This window comes from Ochrobactrum sp. XJ1 (genome assembly GCF_024701725.1).
GTDB classification, from domain to species: Bacteria; Pseudomonadota; Alphaproteobacteria; order Rhizobiales; family Rhizobiaceae; genus Brucella; species Brucella anthropi.
Genome location: NZ_VDGD01000014.1, coordinates 19,269 through 37,593, shown reverse-complemented (window position 1 = coordinate 37,593; position 18,325 = coordinate 19,269). Strand labels below are relative to the sequence as shown.

The following is an 18,325-nucleotide window of genomic DNA, read 5'->3' as shown; positions in this document are numbered from 1 at the left end:
GTCCACCGCTGCTTGCTTTTGGGCTTTTCAAGAGCAGAGTTGCTGGATAAGGTCGCTCAAAAATATAATTTTGGGGAACAATGACAGCGCCTTTAACCGACCGGCCTCTTCTGGATGTCCGCCGGCTCACGAAAGTATTTGGTCAGCTGCGGGCCTGCGATGGTGTCGATCTCACCATCGGGGAAGGCGAAATTCACGCGCTTCTGGGTGAAAACGGTGCCGGAAAATCCACCTTTGTGAAAATGTTGTTCGGCGCGTTGCAGCCACTTGAAGGCGAAATCGTCTGGAAGGGGCAACCTGTCACGATAGACGAACCGGCCACCGCAAGAAAACTTGGTATAGGCATGGTTTTTCAGCATTTTTCGCTGTTCGACTCGCTTACTGCCGCTGAGAACATTGCCTTGTCGCTCGACCGTTCGCTGCCGCTTTCAGACGTTGCGAAGCGTGCGCGTGAGGTTGGCAAGACGTACGGTCTTCCGGTCGACCCGCAGGCCCATGTTGGTGATCTGTCCGTCGGCGAACGTCAGCGTATCGAGATCGTGCGCTGTCTTCTTCAGGAGCCGGATCTTATCATCCTCGATGAACCGACTTCGGTGCTGACGCCGCAAGAAGCCGACAAGTTGTTTGAAACGCTGGAGCGCCTGAAAGCCGAAGGCAAGTCGATCCTCTACATCAGCCACCGTCTTGAGGAAGTGAAGCGGCTTTGTGATCGCGCGACCGTGTTGCGGCATGGCAAGGTCGTTGCGCATTGCGATCCGCGCAAGGAAACCGCCGCGTCGCTCGCCCGTATGATGGTCGGTAATGATATCAATGTCGTGGCACGCAGTCCCATCGCGGCGGCGGTAGATGTCGGTAAGGACGCGCTTTTTGAAATCAAGTCACTGTCGCAACCGCCGCGTGGGCCATTTTCGACGGCATTGAAAGATATTTCTCTCTCGGTCGCCGCAGGCGAAGTCGTTGGCATTGCCGGTGTTGCAGGCAACGGGCAAGGTGAATTCTTCGAAGCTGTTTCGGGCGAAGTGCTGCAGTCAAATCCATCGAATGTGCGCATTCGCGGGAAGGATGCAGGCAAGGCCGGCATCAGCGACCGCCGCATGATGGGGGCAGCCTTCGTTCCGGAGGAGCGGCTTGGTCACGGTGCTGTTCCGACCATGACGCTGACCGACAATCTGTTCTTGTCGCGATACAAGACCGACGCAAAGATGTTCCTGCGTGGTGGCAAGATGAAGCTGATCGCAGAGAGCGCGCTTCGATCGGCTGCCAAACGCATCATTGAACGGATGGATGTGCGCAAGAGTGCTGAAAATCCGCCCGCATCTGCACTTTCTGGCGGAAACCTGCAGAAATTCATCATCGGGCGCGAGCTTGATCGCTCACCATCGGTCATGGTTGTGAACCAGCCGACATGGGGCGTGGATGCCGGTGCCGCAGCACATATCCGGCAGGCACTTGTCGATCTTGCGCGCTCCGGTTCCGCAGTTCTCGTCATCAGTCAGGACCTTGATGAGCTTCTTGAAATCAGTGACCGCATTGCCGTGATGAATCATGGCCAGCTCTCCGATCCTCTGCCGATTGCCGATGTAACGCTGGAAAAGATCGGTCTTTTGATGGGCGGTATCTCAGGAGAGGCGGGAGCTGCATGATGCGGATTGAACTCGTCAAACGCCCGCAGCCGTCGAGACTTTTCAGCGCCTTGTCACCATTGCTGGCACTGTCGTTGACGCTGATTTTCGGCGGACTTGCTTTTGCGCTGATGGGCAAGGATCCGTTACATGCGCTTTATGTCTTCTTTGTCGAGCCTTTGTTCGACATCTGGTCTTGGCATGAATTGCTCGTGAAGGCTGCGCCGCTGATCCTGATCGCAGTCGGCCTCTGCGTCTGCTTTCTGTCCAACAACTGGAACATCGGTGCCGAGGGGCAGTTCATCGCCGGTGCCATAGCGGGATCGATCCTGCCCGTCATGTTCCCTGATCTGCAGTCTTGGGTGGTTCTGCCCCTGATGATGCTGATGGGGATGGCAGGCGGCGCGGCCTATGCATCCATTCCCGCTTTGCTGAAAGTGCGCTTCAATACCAATGAAATCCTGACCAGCCTTATGCTTGTCTATGTCGCGCAGCTGTTCCTCGACTGGCTGGTGCGCGGGCCATGGCGCAACCCGGAAGGATATAATTTCCCGGAAACCCGTCAGTTCAACGATAGCGCCATTCTGCCGGAAATCTGGAGCGCATCGGGCCGCGCGCATTGGGGCTTCATCTTTGCGCTCGTTGCAGCGGTTGTCGTCTGGCTCCTGCTCAAGCACACGCTGAAGGGTTTTGAGGTCAAGGTGATCGGCCAAAGTCCAAGAGCCGGGCGTTTCGCGGGTTTCAGCGCGGGCAAGATGGTGTTCTTCGTCTTTGCGGTTTCCGGTGCCCTTGCCGGTCTCGCAGGCATCGCGGAAACCTCCGGTGCCATCGGCCAGCTTCGTCCGGTCATATCTCCGGGCTACGGTTTTACGGCGATCATCGTCGCGTTTCTGGGACGCCTCAATCCGCTGGGAGCAATAGCAGCCGGTCTGGTGTTGGCGCTTTCCTATCTTGGAGGCGAAGCTGCACAGGTTGCTATCGGCATCTCCGAAAAATCTGCGCGCGTGTTTCAGGGCATGATCCTGTTCTTCGTTCTCGCTTGCGATACACTCATCCTTTATCGCATTCGCTTCATATCCGGTCGCCAAGCGGGAAAGGCCTGATCCCATGGATTTGACGCAGGCTATTCTTCTCACAATTGCAACAGCAGCGACGCCGCTCCTGATCGCTGCCATCGGCGAACTGGTTGTTGAACGTTCCGGCGTGCTCAATCTTGGTGTCGAGGGCATGATGCTGATGGGGGCCGTGTCCGGCTTCGCCATTGCACAAATGACCGGTTCGGCCTGGTTGGGCTTGTTTGCCGCCGTTCTGGTCGGTGCGCTTTTCTCCGCTATTTTTGGCTTTCTGACGCTCATACTCGTCACCAATCAGGTCGCAACCGGGCTGGCGCTGACGATCCTTGGCGTTGGAGCATCGGCCTTGCTCGGTGAAAGCTTTGTCGGGCTTCCCGGTGTCCGGCTTGAAGCCATCCATATTCCCTATCTGACCGATCTGCCGCTTGTCGGGCGGTTCTTCTTCGGGCAGGATCCGATCTTCTATCTTTCGATCCTGCTGGTCGTCGGCGTGGCATGGTTTCTGTTCCGCACGCGGGTAGGGCTTACATTGCGCGCCATCGGTGACAGCCATGGCTCGGCCCATGCGCTCGGCGTGCATGTGGTGCGCACGCGCTTTCTGGCGGTTTTGTTCGGCGGTGCTTGTGCTGGTCTTGCAGGCGCGCAATTGTCACTCGTCTACGTGCCGCAATGGGTGGAAAACATGACGGCTGGTCGTGGCTGGATCGCACTTGCGCTTGTCGTGTTCGCATCGTGGCGGCCATGGCGCGTATTGATCGGCGCTTACTTGTTCGGTGCGGTGACCATTGGTCAGCTTCACGCGCAGGCGCTGGGCTTTGGCCTGCCATCGCAGTTTCTGTCTGCGCTGCCTTATCTCGCGACGATTGTGGTGCTGGTCATCATATCGCGCAACAAGCGCCTGACGATGATGAATACGCCGGCTTCGCTCGGCAAACCGTTCGTGCCAGACCGGTAGAACGAACGGCTGAGGGGTAGACGTAAACCGTCCCAAGGGTTTTCGTTTTGGTTAGAGGGTAAAAACAAGGAGTGCAGGGAACATGAAAAAGACGCTTATGGCGATTGCCACTGCGGCGAGCTTTATGCTCGGCGGCGCGGCGCATGCAGAAGAAAAACTGAAGATCGGTTTCATTTATATCGGACCTCCGGGCGATTTTGGCTGGACCTATCAGCACGATCAGGCCCGCAAGGAGCTGGTCGAGGCACTCGGCGACAAGATCGAAACCACCTTTCTGGAAAGCGTTCCGGAAGGTGCCGATGCTGAACGTTCCATCGAACGTCTGGCGCGTGCTGGCAACAAGCTGATCTTCACGACGTCGTTCGGATATATGGATCCGACCCTCAAGGTTGCCAAGAAATTCCCGGACGTGAAGTTCGAACATGCGACCGGCTACAAGACTGCCGACAACATGTCTGCCTATAATGCGCGCTTCTATGAAGGCCGTTATGTGCAGGGCGTGATCGCCGCCAAGATGTCGACCAAGGGTGTTGCCGGTTACATCGCCTCCGTACCGGTGCCGGAAGTCGTGCAAGGCATCAATGCGTTCATGCTCGGCGCGCAGTCGGTTAATCCCGACTTCAAGGTCAAGGTGATCTGGGTCAATTCGTGGTTCGATCCGGGCAAGGAAGCTGATGCAGCCAAGGCACTGATCGACCAGGGTGTAGACATCATCACCCAGCACACCGATTCCACCGCTGCCATTCAGGTGGCGCATGATCGCGGCATCAAGGCTTTCGGTCAGGCTTCGGACATGATCAAGTTTGCGCCTGACACGCAGCTTACCGCTGTCGTGGACGAGTGGGGCCCTTACTACATTGATCGCGCCAAGGCTGCTCTCGACGGTTCATGGAAGAGCCAAAACATCTGGTGGGGCATGAAGGAAGGCCTCGTGAAGATGGCGCCTTATACCAACATGCCGGACGATGTGAAGAAATTGGCCGAAGAAACCGAAGCCAAGATCAAGTCGGGCGAACTGAAGCCTTTCACCGGTCCGATCACGAAGCAGGACGGTTCCGTCTGGCTGAAAGAAGGCGAGCAGGCTGACGACAAGACCTTGCTTGGCCTCAATTTCTACGTCGCTGGCGTGGACGACAAGCTGCCGCAGTAAGCGGTTCCATACAGAAACAAAGAAGGGCGCTCAAAGCGCCCTTTTCATTTTCTTACAAAATATTGAAGCTATTTGTTAAAGCGATAGCTTAAGTCCTTCATGACTATCGGTGAAGCCGAGCGACTGATAAAAACGCAGCGCGTCGGAACGCGACTTATCGGTCGTCAGTTGCACAAGGCCGCAGCCGCGTTCACGGCATTGCTCGATTGCCCAAACGATCATCTGACGGCCTACTCCGCCGCCACGAATATGGCTCGCAATCCGCACGCTTTCGATCTGTCCGCGCCACATGCCCATCCGCGACAGGCCGGGTATAAAGCTGATTTGCATGCAACCAATGATCTCGCCATCATGTTCAACGACAGCCAGGAGCTGATTGGGATCGGCATCGATTGCCGCAAAGGCGCTGCGATAGGAATCCCGCAAGGGGAGGCTCGCATCTTCGCGCTGTGCGCCGAGCGCATCATCGGCGAGCATGGCGATAATTGCCGCCACGTCAGCCGCGGCGGCTTTTCTGATCGCTATGGCAGCTTCCGCCGCCATCAGACCGCGATACCATGCAGATCGTAAGCGTCGCTCGCCTCGATCTTCACCGTTACGATGTCGCCGACGCGTAGCGGGCGGCGCGACTGGATGTGAACGCTGCCGTCGATTTCCGGAGCGTCGTAGCGCGTACGGCCTTTGCCGATTGTGCCGTTTGCTTCATCAATGATGACCGGCAGGCGCTTACCAACTTTCTTCTTGAGGAGATTGGTCGAAATCTGCTGCTGCTTGGCCATGAAACGATGCCAGCGGGCTTCCTTGATTTCTTCCGGCACCTGCTCGAGACCAAGATCATTGGCCTTTGCACCCTTGACCGGTTCATATTTGAAGCAGCCGGCGCGTTCGATCTTGGCTTCATCGAGCCAGTCGAGAAGTATTTCGAAATCTTCTTCCGTTTCGCCGGGATAGCCGACGATAAAGGTGGAACGCACGGCCAGGTCCGGGCAGGTCTCACGCCAGGCCTGAATGCGGCGCGAGGTCTTTTCCTGATGTGCCGGACGGCGCATATTCTTCAGAACCGCCGGGGAGGCGTGCTGGAAAGGAATATCCAGATAAGGCAGAATCTTGCCTTCAGCCATCAGCGGAATGACTTCATCGACATGCGGGTAAGGGTATACGTAGTGCATACGCACCCACACGCCCATATCGCCCAGTTCACGCGAGAGGTCGAGGAACTTGGTGCGAACCGTGCGGTCCTGCCACATGGCTTCCTGATACTTGATGTCGAGGCCATAGGCGCTCGTATCCTGCGAGATGACGAGGATTTCCTTCACGCCAGCAGTCACCAGCTTCTCGGCCTCGCGCAGCACCTGATCAATCGGGCGCGAGACGAGATCGCCGCGCAGCGCCGGAATGATGCAGAAGGAGCAGCGGTTCGAACAGCCTTCGGAGATTTTGAGGTAGGCGTAGTGGCGCGGGGTCAGCTTCACGCCCTGCGGCGGCACCAGGTCCACAAATGGATCGTGCGCGGGAGGGACGGCTTCATGCACCGCGCTCATTACGCTTTCATAAGCCTGCGGGCCGGTGATGGCCAGTACGTTCGGATGACGCTCACGGATGACATCGGGTTCTGCGCCAAGGCAGCCGGTTACGATGACTTTGCCGTTCTCGTTGAGAGCAAGGCCGATGGCATCCAGCGATTCATCGCGGGCGGAATCAAGAAAGCCGCAGGTATTGACGATCACCAGATCGGCACCGTCATGCTTGCGGGAGATTTCATAGCCCTCGGAGCGAAGGCTGGTGATGATGCGTTCGGAATCGACAAGCGCCTTCGGGCAGCCAAGAGAAACGAAACTGACGCGCGGTGCGCTCATTGGGAGAACCTTGCAAAATATCGGAAATTGCGCGCGCAATATCACGATAAAGGGGCAACGGTAAAGTTGAGATGATAAAAAAAGCCGGAGCGCAAAGCCCCGGCTTCCATTCGCAAAGCGGATTTGGCTTACTCAGCCTGATCGGCTGGAGCCGCATTGAGCTGGCCATAACGCTCTTCGCCGATCTTGGCGAGGAGGTCGAGCTGGGTTTCGAGGAAGTCGATATGACCTTCCTCATCCGCCAGAAGCTCATCGAAAAGCTGCTTGGAAACATAGTCGCCGAGTTCGTCGCAGATTTCGCGGGACTTCTTGTAGGAAGCGCGTGCGTCGTACTCACCTGCAAGGTCGGCTTCGAGAACTTCCTTGACGTTCTGGCCGATGCGCAGCGGAGCTACGGTCTGCAGGTTCGGGTGACCTTCGAGGAAGATAATGCGGTCAATCAGCTTGTCTGCGTGATGCATTTCTTCGATGGATTCTTCACGTTCCTTCTTGGCAAGACGCGTGAAGCCCCAGTCGTTGAGGAGGCGGTAGTGAAGCCAGTACTGGTTTACAGCGCCAAGCTCGAGGAACAATGCCTCGTTAAGCCGCTCGATGACCTTTGGTTCGCCTTTCATTCCATGAACTCCCGAATTTGTCGCGTAGAGAACGTACACGATCCATGAACTGGACCACGTTTTCGTCCATTTGGTTATGACGAAGATGATACTCTTCAGTCACCCTTATGATCGTTTCCACGACGTTTGGGAAGCAGCCACAGCAACGGCCGCGTTTGGACATGACATTATAGACGGTGCCAGGAACGATAAGTTGCCAGCAATCCTGATCGAGAAGCTCAATAACAACGGCTTCAATGTCTTTATCGGTAATAACGTTACAGCTGCAGACTAGCATGAGGAAGTATCTCCCATACCCGCAAAGCAGAAATCAGACGCAAAAAGCGTCGACTGGAGAGACTTTACCGGCTCACTCTTTACTTCAACTGGGTTGCTGACCTGAAAAACTGGCAGCTTTATTTCACTCGTGGCGCAAGGCCGAACTGAACCGGTCAATGGTTCCTCCAGCTGCAAGGGTTAAAGGCCCGAACATTAAAGGCATTACTTAAGTGGCGTTTATAAAACCCACCAAATTAAGTCAGGTTATGGCCGGTAGGGCTCCGTTCTGTCAATTTTTATGTTTTTGAAATGTTCTAAAAATCAATAAGTTAGAATCATTCTAAATATGAGTTAACTACCCATCTTTAAAAGATAATTGGTGCTTTACTATCGTCATAGCGGCCTCCGAATGATGCCGCTATGACATTATGCGCTATTTCGCCGCACCTTGTGGATAGGCGTTTCTACCGTACGTCAGGAGCCGAGAACGGCGCTGAAGCCTTCAAACTGCGGAGGTCCCAGATAGAGCGGCTTGTTGTCTCCGGCATTGCGATGCGCATCGCGAAACTGTTCGGACTTCGTCCAGGCGACGAAATCATCGCGGTTGCGCCAGACCGTGTGCGAAGCATAAAGCGTGTAGCCTTCCTCTTCATTGGTCGCACCGCGGAGAAGGTGAAAACTCTCGAAACCGGGAAGTTCGGACAGTTTCGAGTCGCGGTTTTTCCATACGGTCTCGAAGTCGGCTTCGCTGCCGACGCGAACCTTGAAGCGATTCATGGCTATGAACATTGCTGATCCTTTTCCATCAGGTTTGGGATTGGCTACTTTATATAACTTTTGGCGAGTGCAGCGGTAGGGGCCGCACCCGCCGCGTCACATCTCGGGATCAGAAGGCCGCCGCGGTCAGGTTGGTCGGTCTTCGAAGATGTGACGATCATGAACGGGAGGCGAGAACGCCTCCCAAAGTTTTAGAACTGGAACTGTGTCGAGACGAGGAATGTACGTCCGCGACCAGAACCATAGGTGCTGAGGGCAGGGGTATATTCCTTGTCGGCGATGTTCAGCACCTGAAGCGAAAGATCGACCGTGTCGGTGAACTTGTATTTCGCGAAGACGTCGACCAGCGTGTAGGGATCGGTATCGTTTCCGCTGATGCTTTTGCCGCTCGAAACGTGCTGAACGCGCAGACCGCTTTCGAGCTTGCGCTCGAAGAAACGCGCACCGGCGGTAACCGTTACGACATCTTCCGGCAAATACTGGTTTGCGCCCATGCCAGCTGTCTGCTCAGGCAGTTCAGAGGTGGAATGCGTATAAGCAATGCCACCGAACGCGAAGCCCGCATCATAACGCGCGTCGAGTTCGAAGCCCTTCACTGTCGAAGTGCCGTCGACATTGATGAACTGGCTGTAGTCGGATGCAGCCGTGATGTAATCCTCAACGCGCATCGTATAGTAATTAGCCTTAAGACGCAGGCCGTCTTCAGCAGTCAGGATGCCATCGCGAGCGATATTGACGCCGAATTCCCAGCCGCGCTGCTTTTCAGGACGAAGGTTGGGATTGCCGTGCATCATGCCGGTTCCGGTATGCGCCACACCACCGAGGAATGTTTCCTGCAGGCTCGGCGAACGCATGGAATGCGCATAGGTAATGTAGGGCTGAAGCCAGTCGGTCAGGTTATAGGCAACGGTGACTTTGGGGCTGAACTCGCTGTCGCTGTTCGAAATCGAGCTGTCGTCGCTCTCGAGTTTGAAATAGTCATAGCGGAGGCCGGTGACGACCTGCAGGGCCTGATAATTCCATGTCGCTTCCGAGAAGACCGCGCCGCGATTGGATGTGGCATCTGTCGGGTTGACGCCCGTTTTGGTGCCGCCAGCGGTGTCGCGGTTGATTTCAAAGCCGTTCTTCCACGCGACCGCCACTTCGCCGAAGGTGAAGCGCGACGTGTTCGAGGCCGTCATGCCGGTGGTTTCGGTCGAAACCTGCCGTCCTACGAAGCTGCCATTGCCGTCTTCCCAGTTCTGCAATGTGCTGTTGTGGTAGAGGTTGACGTCGAGGCCGATGAGATCGTTGTCGGACGGATTGTAGTTATATTGTGCGAAGAACGTGCGGTTCTGCAGGAACATATCGTAGATCGTATAGGTTCCCGGACGGTAGCCGTTCGCATATGTTCCGTAGTGGTTGTTGTAGAGCACGCCACCAAGCGTCAGCTTCTGGTCTTCGCCAAGGCCGAACTCAGCTTTGAACAGGCCGGAAGTCAGTTCTTCGCCGGTTTTCTCGACGGTCACGCCGTCGCCGTTCTTGTAATCGTTGGAATCGTGACGGCTGATGGCCGCAACAATCCCGATGGAATTGACGCGGGCGGCACCGGCCAGCATTTCGGAGAAGCCGGTTCCATTGCTACCCCAGGAAGCGCGGCCGAGAACACCCTTGTCCTTGCCATCCAGAATGACATCATCGACGCCGAGGGTGCGGAAATTGACGCTGCCTGCAAGGCCAGTGCCGCCTTCGGTCGTCACAGCGCCGCGCGCCACGTCGATTTCAGATAACAGGTTCGGGTCGATGTAGGCATAGCCCTGCGCATCGTGCGCGGTGTTGCGGTAGCTCTGCGGTACGCCGTCGATCATCATGTTGACGCGGCCGGAGCCTTCAAAACCACGAATATTGACCGCAACGCCGGGATTGGAAGCATTCTGCAAGGTAAACACGCCAGCGGTGCCGCGCAACACGTCGTCGAGCTTCGCGCCGCCGAAACGATTGATCTCTTCGCGGTCAACCCTGCCAACCGGTGCCGCAACGGAAGTCGGCGCCTGTGCGTCGTTCGCTCTGCGAATGGTGATCGTCTTCAACGCGACGCCAGCTTCTTCTTCAGAAGCTTTCTGTTCCTGCGCAAAGGCTTGTGACGTCATCGCCACAAGAATGACAGCAAGCCCCGTGCTCGCCAGAATTGACCGTTTGTGAACCCCACCAGTCGCCCGCATTTCCAATGTTTCCTTCATGACCCAGACGCGCTTCGCCGACCCGATGGGTGACGAAGAAATTAAAAAATTCAATTGTTTATGACTTCCCCCTCGGGAGAAGGCGCGTGCTGGCTGGGAAGAGGATTTCTTCCGGGCTTGCGCGGAAAAAGCGAGATTTAAACTTGACTCGATTATTCCAGTAATGCAGTGATTAATAAACATGACTGTTGATGTCAACAAAACAAATTTGCTGTCATCACCGTGTGGAAAGTCGATGCTGAGGCGAGAAAATGAACAGGCGAATCCATATCGACATGCAGGTGCGGTTACCACGCGGACCCGTTTCCGAACGAGCCGCAAATCGCATTCCTGAAAGCCAGCTCCGCAGCGATTCAACCGGGTCTGTCCCAGCTCAGGCGAAACCTCGCTTCGGCGAAGGCGGTCTTGAGCCGCAATTGAAAACCTATGGCAGCCGCGAACTCTTCGACGGCTCCCGGGAAGTGGGCATAGAGCACGGCGGTTCGCTCTATCGTCTCAAGATCACCCGCCAAGGCAAGCTCATCCTAAACAAGTAGGCAACCATCAGATGACGACCCATTCCAAGCCCTCCCCAGAGCAGATTCTCAAGGCACGGGCTGATAATCCGAAAATGCGCGAACGTGATTTTGCGCAGAGCCTCGGTGTATCAGAAGCCGATTTTGTAGCAGCACATTGCGGACAGGATATAGCAGCCCCCATTTCGGCGCGGCGTATTCGCGCCGATGTCGAAACGCTGTTGAACCGCATTGCTGCTGTCGGCGAAATCATGGTGCTGACGCGTAATGAGAGCGTCGTTCATGAAAAGATCGGGCCTTTTGAAAAGACGATCTGGGGCCAACATGCTTCGCTGGCGCTCGGCAAGGAAATCGACCTTCGTATTTTCCCGAAGCATTGGGTTCACGGTTTTGCCGTTGCCAAGCAGGATGGCGAAGCAACGCGTCGCAGCCTGCAATTTTTCGATGCCACGGGCGAGGCGGTTTTCAAGATTCATCTGCGCCCAGCTTCGAACATTGAAGCCTATGAGGCTCTTGTCGCCGATTTGCTGCTGGACGATCAGTCGCCAGCTGTTGAGACCAGCGCGCTTGCAACAAAGGGACCGAAGGCAGACGTATCGCTTCTCGATATCGACGCATTCCGCGAACGCTGGGGCGCACTCACCGATGTGCACCAGTTCGTTGGCCTGTTGAAGGATTTCGGTGTGGACCGCCATCAGGCCGTGCATCTTGCCGGTCATGATTTCGCCTGGCGTGTCGATACGTCATCGGTCGAGGCCATGATGAACCATGCGGTGCAGGAAAAGCTGCCCATCATGTGCTTTGTCGGAAGCCGTGGCTGCATCCAGATTCACACTGGCCCAATCCATGAAATCAAGATGATGGGCCCGTGGCTGAACGTGCTGGACCCGACGTTCCATATGCATCTGCGCATCGATCACATCGCTGACGTCTGGGTTGTGCGCAAGCCGACGAAGGACGGGCATGTGACGTCGCTGGAGGCCTATGATGCCAATGGCGAACTGATTGTTCAGTTCTTTGGTGAGCGTCATGAAGGCGAAGCCGAACTGGCCGACTGGCGCATGATCGCGGAAAATCTTCCGCGTCTGCCACAGTCTTCCGCTGCATAAGGTGACGGCAATGTCGTTCATTTCCTTGCGCTTCAGGCGCGGAGCTGCTCTGGCTGCCATCGCTTTGTCGCTGGCAGCTGGTGGTGCTGCACGCGCAGAAGCCGTCGACCATTTCGGCGATACGTCGCGCATCGTTTCCGTCGGCGGCTCGCTGACGGAAATCGTCTACGCTCTTGGCGCAGAAAAGATGCTCGCCGCGCGCGACCAGACAAGCGCCTATCCCGACGCGGTAAAGAAGCTGCCGGATATCGGATATATGCGTCAGCTTGCACCAGAAGGTGTGCTCTCGGTCAATCCGACCGGCATTTTGCTCCTTGAAGGCAGCGGCCCACAGGATACGCTCGATGTTTTGAAGAAAGCGTCTGTGCCAATGATCGTTGTGCCGGAAACCTATACCGGCGAAAGCGTCGTCAGGAAAATCGAGATCGTGGGCGAGGCTCTCGGTCTGGAGGAGAAGGCCAGGGCGCTTGCGAGCGAAGTCTCACGCGATATCTCAGCGGCTGAGAAGGCCGCAGCTGGCCACAGTTTGCGCAAGCGTGTACTTTTCGTTCTGTCGGCGCCCGGCGGGCGCATGATGGCTTCGGGCACAGGCACTGCGGCCGACGGCATGATTGAGCTTGCCGGTGGTGAAAACGTCATCACCGAATTTCACGGATATAAGCAGCTGACCGACGAAGCCGTCGAGAAGGCCGCGCCCGATATGATCCTGATGATGGATACGGGAGCGGACGGGATGACGCCGGAATCGCTGTTGAAGAATCCCATTATTGCTGCAACACCGGCAGGGCGTAACAAGAATGTCGTTTCGATGGAAGCGTCGTATCTGTTGGGATTTGGGCCTCGAACTGGTTCTGCCATTCGGGACCTGTCAGCAAAACTCTATGGCGCCTCTGCAGCGCAATAACATAATCAGACTTGCGGGATTGAAGAGCACGCAAGTCTGATTGTAAGGATTATTCGAAATGACCAGCCAAGGTCGCGTAGCGCGCGAACAGCGCTTTGCAGCGCGTCAATCAGAAAATGAAGTCACCACCTCAGAAGGTGACATCACGGGAGACCGTGCCGCACGTGCACGGTTCACCATCATATTGCTCGCCGTTGCTTTATGCATCGCGGCGTTGTTCAGCCTGACAGCAGGCGCTTCGGATGCGTCCGTGCTTTCGGTTCTGCGCGCTCTGACCTCCTCCGGCGCAGCCGAAGGCGCGGATGCATTCCGTCGCGATCACCTGATCATCATGGAGATTCGCCTGCCGCGTATTGTCATGGGTATGCTGATAGGGGCGGGGTTGGCGGTTTCCGGTGCCGTGATGCAGGGCCTTTTCCGCAATCCGCTGGCCGATCCGGGTCTCGTCGGGGTGTCTGCCGGGGCAGGACTTGGCGCGGTATCGATGATTGTTCTGGGCGGCACTTTTCTTGCTCCCGTTATTGCGATCCTTGGCGTTTATGCCTTGCCTCTGGCTGCATTTCTGGGCGGGCTTGCCAGTACCTTGCTGCTCTATCGTGTCGCGACGCGTCGGGGCCGCACGTCTGTTGCAACCATGCTGCTCGCAGGTATTGCACTTGGCGCCCTGGCGGGCGCTGCAACCGGCGCGCTCATCTATCTGGCTGATGATCGACAGTTGCGCGACCTGACATTCTGGGGGCTTGGTTCGCTTGCAGGTTCCACCTGGGCCAAGATTGGCGCTGCGGGACCAATCATCGCCATCATTCTAGTGGTTTCACCTTTGCTTGCGCGTGGTCTCAACGCACTGGCGTTGGGCGAGGCTGCAGCCGGTCATCTCGGCATTCAGGTGCAACGCATCAAAAACATCGCTATCGTTACCGTAGCGGCAGCTACCGGCGCGACTGTCGCCGTTGCTGGCGGGATCGGCTTTGTCGGCATTGTGGTGCCGCATATGCTGCGCCTCAGCATTGGTCCGGACCATCGCTATCTCCTGCCAGCGTCAGCGCTGCTCGGCGCTACGCTTCTGCTTCTGGCGGATGCGGTAAGTCGGACGATTGTGGCCCCGGCAGAATTGCCGATTGGCATCATCACCGCACTTTTTGGCGCGCCGTTCTTCCTCTGGATATTGCTGCGCCAGCGCGGCCTGCTCGATCTGTGAGGGTATCATGATTGAAACAAAAGCATTGGGCGTAAGCCTGTCAGGCAAGACCATCATCAGCGACATTGCCTTCTCCGCTAATCCGGGCGAGGTGACCGCAATCGTCGGGCCGAACGGCTCAGGCAAAACTACGCTGTTGCGTGCGCTTGCCGGTGACGTCGCTTACACGGGAACAGCCTATCTGGACGGTCGCTCCTTCGCTGAAATCAAGCCGTGGCAGATGGCGGCGCGGCGGGCGGTACTTCCACAGGCAAGCGCCTTGTCGTTTCCCTTCACGGTCCGCGAGATCGTGAAGATCGGGCTCACCGGCGGCTATAGTGGCGTTTCTCGCGAAGAAGAAAAGCGCTTGCCCGATCTCGCTTTGCAAAGGGTTGATCTCGCTGGCTTCGGCGGTCGGCTTTATCAGGAACTTTCCGGCGGAGAACAGCAGCGCGTGCAGCTTGCCCGTGTTCTTTGTCAGGTCTGGAAACCGGTTGTGGATGGTGAGGCGCGCTATCTTTTTCTGGATGAGCCGATTTCAAGTCTCGATATACGTCACCAGATTGTGGTGATGGAGATTGCAAGAGATTTCGCGGCAGCGGGCGGCGGGGTGATTGCTATCCTGCATGATCTCAACCTGACTGCCATGTTCGCCGACCGTATTGCGGTCATGAACAGAGGCAAGCTTGATGTGATGGGCACACCGCGCGAAGCACTGACCGACGAGCGGCTCGAACGTGTTTATGAATGCACGTTGCGGGTGGGTGTCCCGCCGGAAAAGGGGGTGCCTTTTGTATTGCCCCAGTCTGCCTATCGCGCAGCCGCAGAATAAAAAAGGTCCGGCGTAAAGCCGGACCTTTTCATTTCAAACTTCGCGCTGAATTATCAGCTCGCTACGCGCTCTTCTTCCATTTCATCGAGACCAAGCAGGTGTCGCACGTTCGGGCGCGCCTTGACGAGGTCTGCGATGCTGTACTTCATCAGCACGGCGAAGAATGCATTGAGTGCCTCGCGCAGCGCTGAATTGAGTGCGCAACTGTCGACCAGTGGGCATTCGGTGGCATCGTTCTCGAAGCACTCCGCCATGGCGAAGTTTTCTTCGGTCACACGCACAACATCGAACAGCGAAATGTCCTGTGCTGCACGTCCGAGGCGCACGCCGCCATTGCGGCCACGCACAGTTTCCACCAGCCCATGTTCAACGAGCGGCTGAAGAATCTTGAACAAAAACAGCTCAGAAACGCCGTAGGCGCGTGCGATTTCCGGAATGCGGCTGAGCTTGCCGTCATTGGCAGCACAATACATGAGCATACGAACGGCATAATTCGTCTGGCGGGTAAGACGCATCACTGTTCCTTTCAACACGTCTCGGAACAACTGCAACCTCGATGCCGAGGACGCGATGCTCCAATCCTTGAGTTCGCAATTCCAAACCGAAAGCGGTTTATCCCTGTTTCGGAACTGCTCCAAAATTCTGGTCTTGTCGCATTTGCGATCCGGAAAGGTTCAAGGCTCGATCGGATCATGCGCTAAAGCGGATATCTGTTTCTTAACCCACTTTAGAATCATTCTTAAAATATATGAAGTCTTTTCTCACCTTTAAAGGGGAAAAGTTGTTACCGGTATCAAATAACCGCGAGTTCCTCCCAGACCCGCTGCAAAAGCCCATTCTGACCTACTGGCAAACGTCTATCCATTCGGCGCTGACCAGCTCAGCCATTTTGTGCGGAGCGATGCGCACGGCACTGTTGGTCGCTCCGGCAGCGGGCACGACTTCCTCGAAATTCTTCAGCGATACATCGCAGTAAACGGGCAGGGCGCTCGGCAGACCGAACGGACACACGCCTCCGACCGGATGGCTGGTTTCGGCAAGAACGGTCTCGGCATCAAGCATACGAGGCTTGGTTCCGAACTGATCCTTGAACTTGCGATTATCGATACGCGCATCGCCACGGGTGACAATAAGAATGGTCTGGTCTTTGGCGGAAAAAGAAAGCGTCTTGGCGATCTGTCCCGGTTCCACGCCATGTGCTTCGGCGGCGAGAACAACGGTGGCGGTGCTCGTCGGCAGTTCAATCACTTCGATTTCAGGCGCTTTGGCCGCAAAAAAAGCCTTAACGGAATCCAGACTCATAGCTTCCCTTTTTCTTATTTTGATTATTAAACTCAAGTTTAAGCCGCAATGTGGCAAAGGACAAGTCTGGTTGCTTCCTTGCGGCGTTTTGGCATTCAGTTTCTAACAGATCGAAGTCTCGATCTGCAACAATGCGCCAGGACCGAGAATGGGAAGCAGGTGAGGGGAGTTTGTCTCATAACACGGCTGCCATTGGCCCCGTGTTATGAGGGGCTTTGCGCTTTGCTTCAAAGATCGACAGGGCGGCCGGATGCTTCCTCTTCCAAGGTTACTGCAATATCTGCATTAGCCGACAATCTCACCTTGTCGCCCTCGACGTCGGCAACAAAGCCGAGTTCGATATAGTGATGATGGTCGCTGTGCATACCGGAATTATCGGTTTTCTTCAGCTTGATGCGGTTATCTTCGATGCGATCGACCGTGCCGACATGTACGCCATCGGCGCCGATGACTTCCATATTCTCCTGGATTTTGTGCTGCATGGGGAATCCTCCGTGTTGAATGATGCCGGAACGGCAATCTGCAATTGAGGCTGCGTGAGAGAAGTTAGCGCGTTTTCAGAAACTGACCATGGTGGCCACACTGAAAGTTGTATTGCTGAAGGCTGGATCGAACTCTTTTGATCGTGATCGGATGCTGGTTTCGTTCCGTGTTGTTCAGAATGCTGGCAAATGAAACAGTGCACGTTGACGCCGCAAGAAAAGCTGCTAAGAAGTCACTCGCTAAGCAATTGGGCGCAAATCGATAGCTTGCTGTGATTTGCTGTTTTTCCAGACTTGTGAAAAGCATAGATAAAACAATTGCCTGGAGGGGTGGCCGAGCGGTTTAAGGCACCGGTCTTGAAAACCGGCGTGCGAGAGATCGTACCGTGGGTTCGAATCCCACCCCCTCCGCCATTTCGATATAAAATCAAAACACTGGCACTAGCCGCCGCCTGTCGTTTGCAAACCGAAGCCGATCGCGTTACTCCGGTTGCGAGCATGGGTGCTTCGGTGCAAGCTGCACGGTCCAGAGCCTGCTTCCATCAACATTTCTGGTAAGACGCAAAAAGCCCGCCCCGGTTTGGGGGCAGGCTTCGTGTGGTGGCGGCCTGTTCGGAAGCGAACTTCTCTTCACTGGGTAACGTGGGCAATCGCCTCAAGAATAACTTCTGCGACTTCCGACGGTTGGGAAATGTGCGGTGCGTGCCCGGCTGGCAGAGTAGTCACCTTTGCGGAGATTTTCTGCGCCATTGCTGTCTGGAGATCTGGTTGGATCATGCGATCCTGTTCACTCACCACATACCAGGACGGTTTCGTCGTCCACGCAACCACGGACACCTTGCCATCGAAACTACTGGCGTGGGTTGGGTGCTGTGTGGCGAATATCACCTTGGTTTGTTCAGGTGCAATGTCCTGAGCAAGATGCTGCTGCACACCTTCCAATGTCAATGTCAGGAAGCCATCCTTGTCGGCTTGGACGTGGTTAAAACCGGAAGGAGGCGGATAGTCCTTGGCCGTCTGGTTGACCGACATACCTTCGGAAAGCGCGAAGGCCGCCACATAAACAAGTGCTTTCACATTGTCGTTCTGGCCGGCTTCGGTAATCACGGCTCCACCATATGACCAGCCGACCAGCACAACAGGGCCTTGCAGTCTTTCAAGCGCGCGCCGGGTGGTCGCGATGTCGTCCTCCAGGGAGGTCAACGGGTTCTGTACGGCTACGACATTCACACCTTTTTCCTGCAGCAGGGAGATCAGTCGGCTCCACGTCGATCCATCGGCCCATGCTCCATGCACGAGGACTACAGTTGGTTGCTGTGCGCTGGGACGGGTCGCGGTGCTTGTTGTATCAGAGATGGGTTGCATGGCTTTGTGCCTTTCCTTCTAAATGGTGTTGTCCCGGTTGATCGCGGGATAATGGCAGCTTCGTGCATATTGTAGTTATGAAACAATGAGGATAAAATGGTTCATATTTTTCAAT

General features: G+C 55.9%; 19 protein-coding genes and 1 tRNA gene. 10 read left to right on the top strand and 10 right to left on the bottom strand.

All coding sequences use genetic code 11. The features are described 5' to 3' along the window. Positions 1-80 precede the first annotated feature (80 nt). The 4 genes from FG152_RS22255 (at position 81) to FG152_RS22240 (ending at position 4,800) form a co-directional block, all read left to right on the top strand. Positions 81-1,643: an ABC transporter ATP-binding protein gene (locus tag FG152_RS22255; RefSeq protein WP_010658830.1), complete on the top strand. Its 1,563-nt coding sequence runs from the start codon at positions 81-83 to the stop codon at positions 1,641-1,643. Beyond that, complete coding sequence (locus FG152_RS22250) at positions 1,643-2,725, top strand: ABC transporter permease (protein ID WP_010658829.1); 1,083 nt, start codon at positions 1,643-1,645, stop codon at positions 2,723-2,725. Before FG152_RS22255 ends, FG152_RS22250 begins: the two co-directional genes overlap by 1 nt. Positions 2,726-2,729: 4 nt before the next feature. Beyond that, entirely contained in the window at positions 2,730-3,650 is a 921-nt protein-coding gene (locus FG152_RS22245; protein ID WP_010658828.1) for an ABC transporter permease, read from the top strand. 82 nt (positions 3,651-3,732) lie between these two features. Continuing rightward, a complete protein-coding gene (locus FG152_RS22240; RefSeq protein WP_010658827.1) occupies positions 3,733-4,800 on the top strand; it encodes a BMP family ABC transporter substrate-binding protein in 1,068 nt (355 codons plus the stop codon). A gap of 75 nt (positions 4,801-4,875) precedes the next feature. Here FG152_RS22240 and FG152_RS22235 read toward each other — a convergent pair whose 3' ends face one another. The 6 genes from FG152_RS22235 to FG152_RS22210 form a co-directional block, all read right to left on the bottom strand. Continuing rightward, the gene (locus tag FG152_RS22235; protein ID WP_010658826.1) at positions 4,876-5,343 is read right to left on the bottom strand and encodes a GNAT family N-acetyltransferase; all 468 of its coding nucleotides are present in this window, start codon (positions 5,341-5,343) and stop codon (positions 4,876-4,878) included. Continuing rightward, positions 5,343-6,656: a 30S ribosomal protein S12 methylthiotransferase RimO gene (gene rimO / locus FG152_RS22230; RefSeq protein ID WP_010658825.1), complete on the bottom strand. Its 1,314-nt coding sequence runs from the start codon at positions 6,654-6,656 to the stop codon at positions 5,343-5,345. Before rimO ends, FG152_RS22235 begins: the two co-directional genes overlap by 1 nt. Positions 6,657-6,784: 128 nt before the next feature. Beyond that, positions 6,785-7,270, bottom strand: coding sequence for a bacterioferritin (bfr, locus tag FG152_RS22225; protein WP_010658824.1), 486 nt, complete (start codon positions 7,268-7,270; stop codon positions 6,785-6,787). After that, a complete protein-coding gene (locus tag FG152_RS22220) occupies positions 7,236-7,547 on the bottom strand; it encodes a (2Fe-2S)-binding protein (RefSeq protein WP_012093011.1) in 312 nt (103 codons plus the stop codon). The genes bfr and FG152_RS22220 overlap by 35 nt, the downstream gene beginning before the upstream one ends. A gap of 455 nt (positions 7,548-8,002) precedes the next feature. Continuing rightward, entirely contained in the window at positions 8,003-8,317 is a 315-nt protein-coding gene (hmuQ, locus tag FG152_RS22215) for a heme-degrading protein HmuQ (RefSeq protein ID WP_010658822.1), read from the bottom strand. A 179-nt stretch (positions 8,318-8,496) separates the two neighbouring features. Further along, entirely contained in the window at positions 8,497-10,578 is a 2,082-nt protein-coding gene (locus FG152_RS22210) for a TonB-dependent receptor domain-containing protein (RefSeq protein ID WP_226622796.1), read from the bottom strand. 272 nt (positions 10,579-10,850) lie between these two features. Between FG152_RS22210 and hemP the strand changes: the two genes are divergently transcribed. Genes hemP through FG152_RS22185 form a run of 5 tightly spaced genes read left to right on the top strand, consistent with a single transcriptional unit; the run spans position 10,851 to position 15,061 of the window. Further along, the gene (hemP, locus tag FG152_RS22205; RefSeq protein WP_371264656.1) at positions 10,851-11,060 is read left to right on the top strand and encodes a hemin uptake protein HemP; all 210 of its coding nucleotides are present in this window, start codon (positions 10,851-10,853) and stop codon (positions 11,058-11,060) included. Positions 11,061-11,071: 11 nt separating this feature from the next. Next, positions 11,072-12,148, top strand: coding sequence for a hemin-degrading factor (locus tag FG152_RS22200; RefSeq protein WP_029375955.1), 1,077 nt, complete (start codon positions 11,072-11,074; stop codon positions 12,146-12,148). 10 nt (positions 12,149-12,158) lie between these two features. Continuing rightward, positions 12,159-13,052, top strand: coding sequence for a heme/hemin ABC transporter substrate-binding protein (locus FG152_RS22195; RefSeq protein WP_010658818.1), 894 nt, complete (start codon positions 12,159-12,161; stop codon positions 13,050-13,052). A 58-nt stretch (positions 13,053-13,110) separates the two neighbouring features. Next, positions 13,111-14,250, top strand: a complete 1,140-nt coding sequence (locus FG152_RS22190; RefSeq protein WP_010658817.1) for a FecCD family ABC transporter permease — start codon at positions 13,111-13,113, stop codon at positions 14,248-14,250. A gap of 7 nt (positions 14,251-14,257) precedes the next feature. Continuing rightward, positions 14,258-15,061 carry a heme ABC transporter ATP-binding protein gene (locus tag FG152_RS22185; RefSeq protein WP_010658816.1) on the top strand — a complete coding sequence of 268 codons (804 nt, stop codon included), beginning with the start codon at positions 14,258-14,260 and terminating at the stop codon, positions 15,059-15,061. Between the two features lie 53 nt (positions 15,062-15,114). On the opposite strand, the gene rirA is transcribed toward FG152_RS22185, so the two are convergent. The 3 genes from rirA to FG152_RS22170 form a co-directional block, all read right to left on the bottom strand. Further along, positions 15,115-15,576: an iron-responsive transcriptional regulator RirA gene (gene rirA, locus FG152_RS22180; RefSeq protein ID WP_010658815.1), complete on the bottom strand. Its 462-nt coding sequence runs from the start codon at positions 15,574-15,576 to the stop codon at positions 15,115-15,117. Positions 15,577-15,904: 328 nt separating this feature from the next. After that, a complete protein-coding gene (locus FG152_RS22175) occupies positions 15,905-16,363 on the bottom strand; it encodes a YbaK/EbsC family protein (protein ID WP_010658814.1) in 459 nt (152 codons plus the stop codon). 227 nt (positions 16,364-16,590) lie between these two features. Then, on the bottom strand, positions 16,591-16,845 hold the full coding sequence (locus FG152_RS22170; RefSeq protein WP_010658813.1) for a DUF2171 domain-containing protein: 255 nt from the start codon (positions 16,843-16,845) through the stop codon (positions 16,591-16,593). Positions 16,846-17,169: 324 nt separating this feature from the next. On the opposite strand from FG152_RS22170, the gene FG152_RS22165 reads away from it, so the two are divergent. After that, positions 17,170-17,259: transfer RNA gene (locus FG152_RS22165), tRNA-Ser, on the top strand. A 216-nt stretch (positions 17,260-17,475) separates the two neighbouring features. Here the strand turns inward: FG152_RS22165 and FG152_RS22160 are convergent. Next, positions 17,476-18,210 (bottom strand): alpha/beta fold hydrolase, encoded by a 735-nt coding sequence (locus FG152_RS22160; RefSeq protein WP_029375953.1) that lies wholly within the window; start codon positions 18,208-18,210, stop codon positions 17,476-17,478. Between the last annotated feature and the right edge of the window lie 115 nt (positions 18,211-18,325).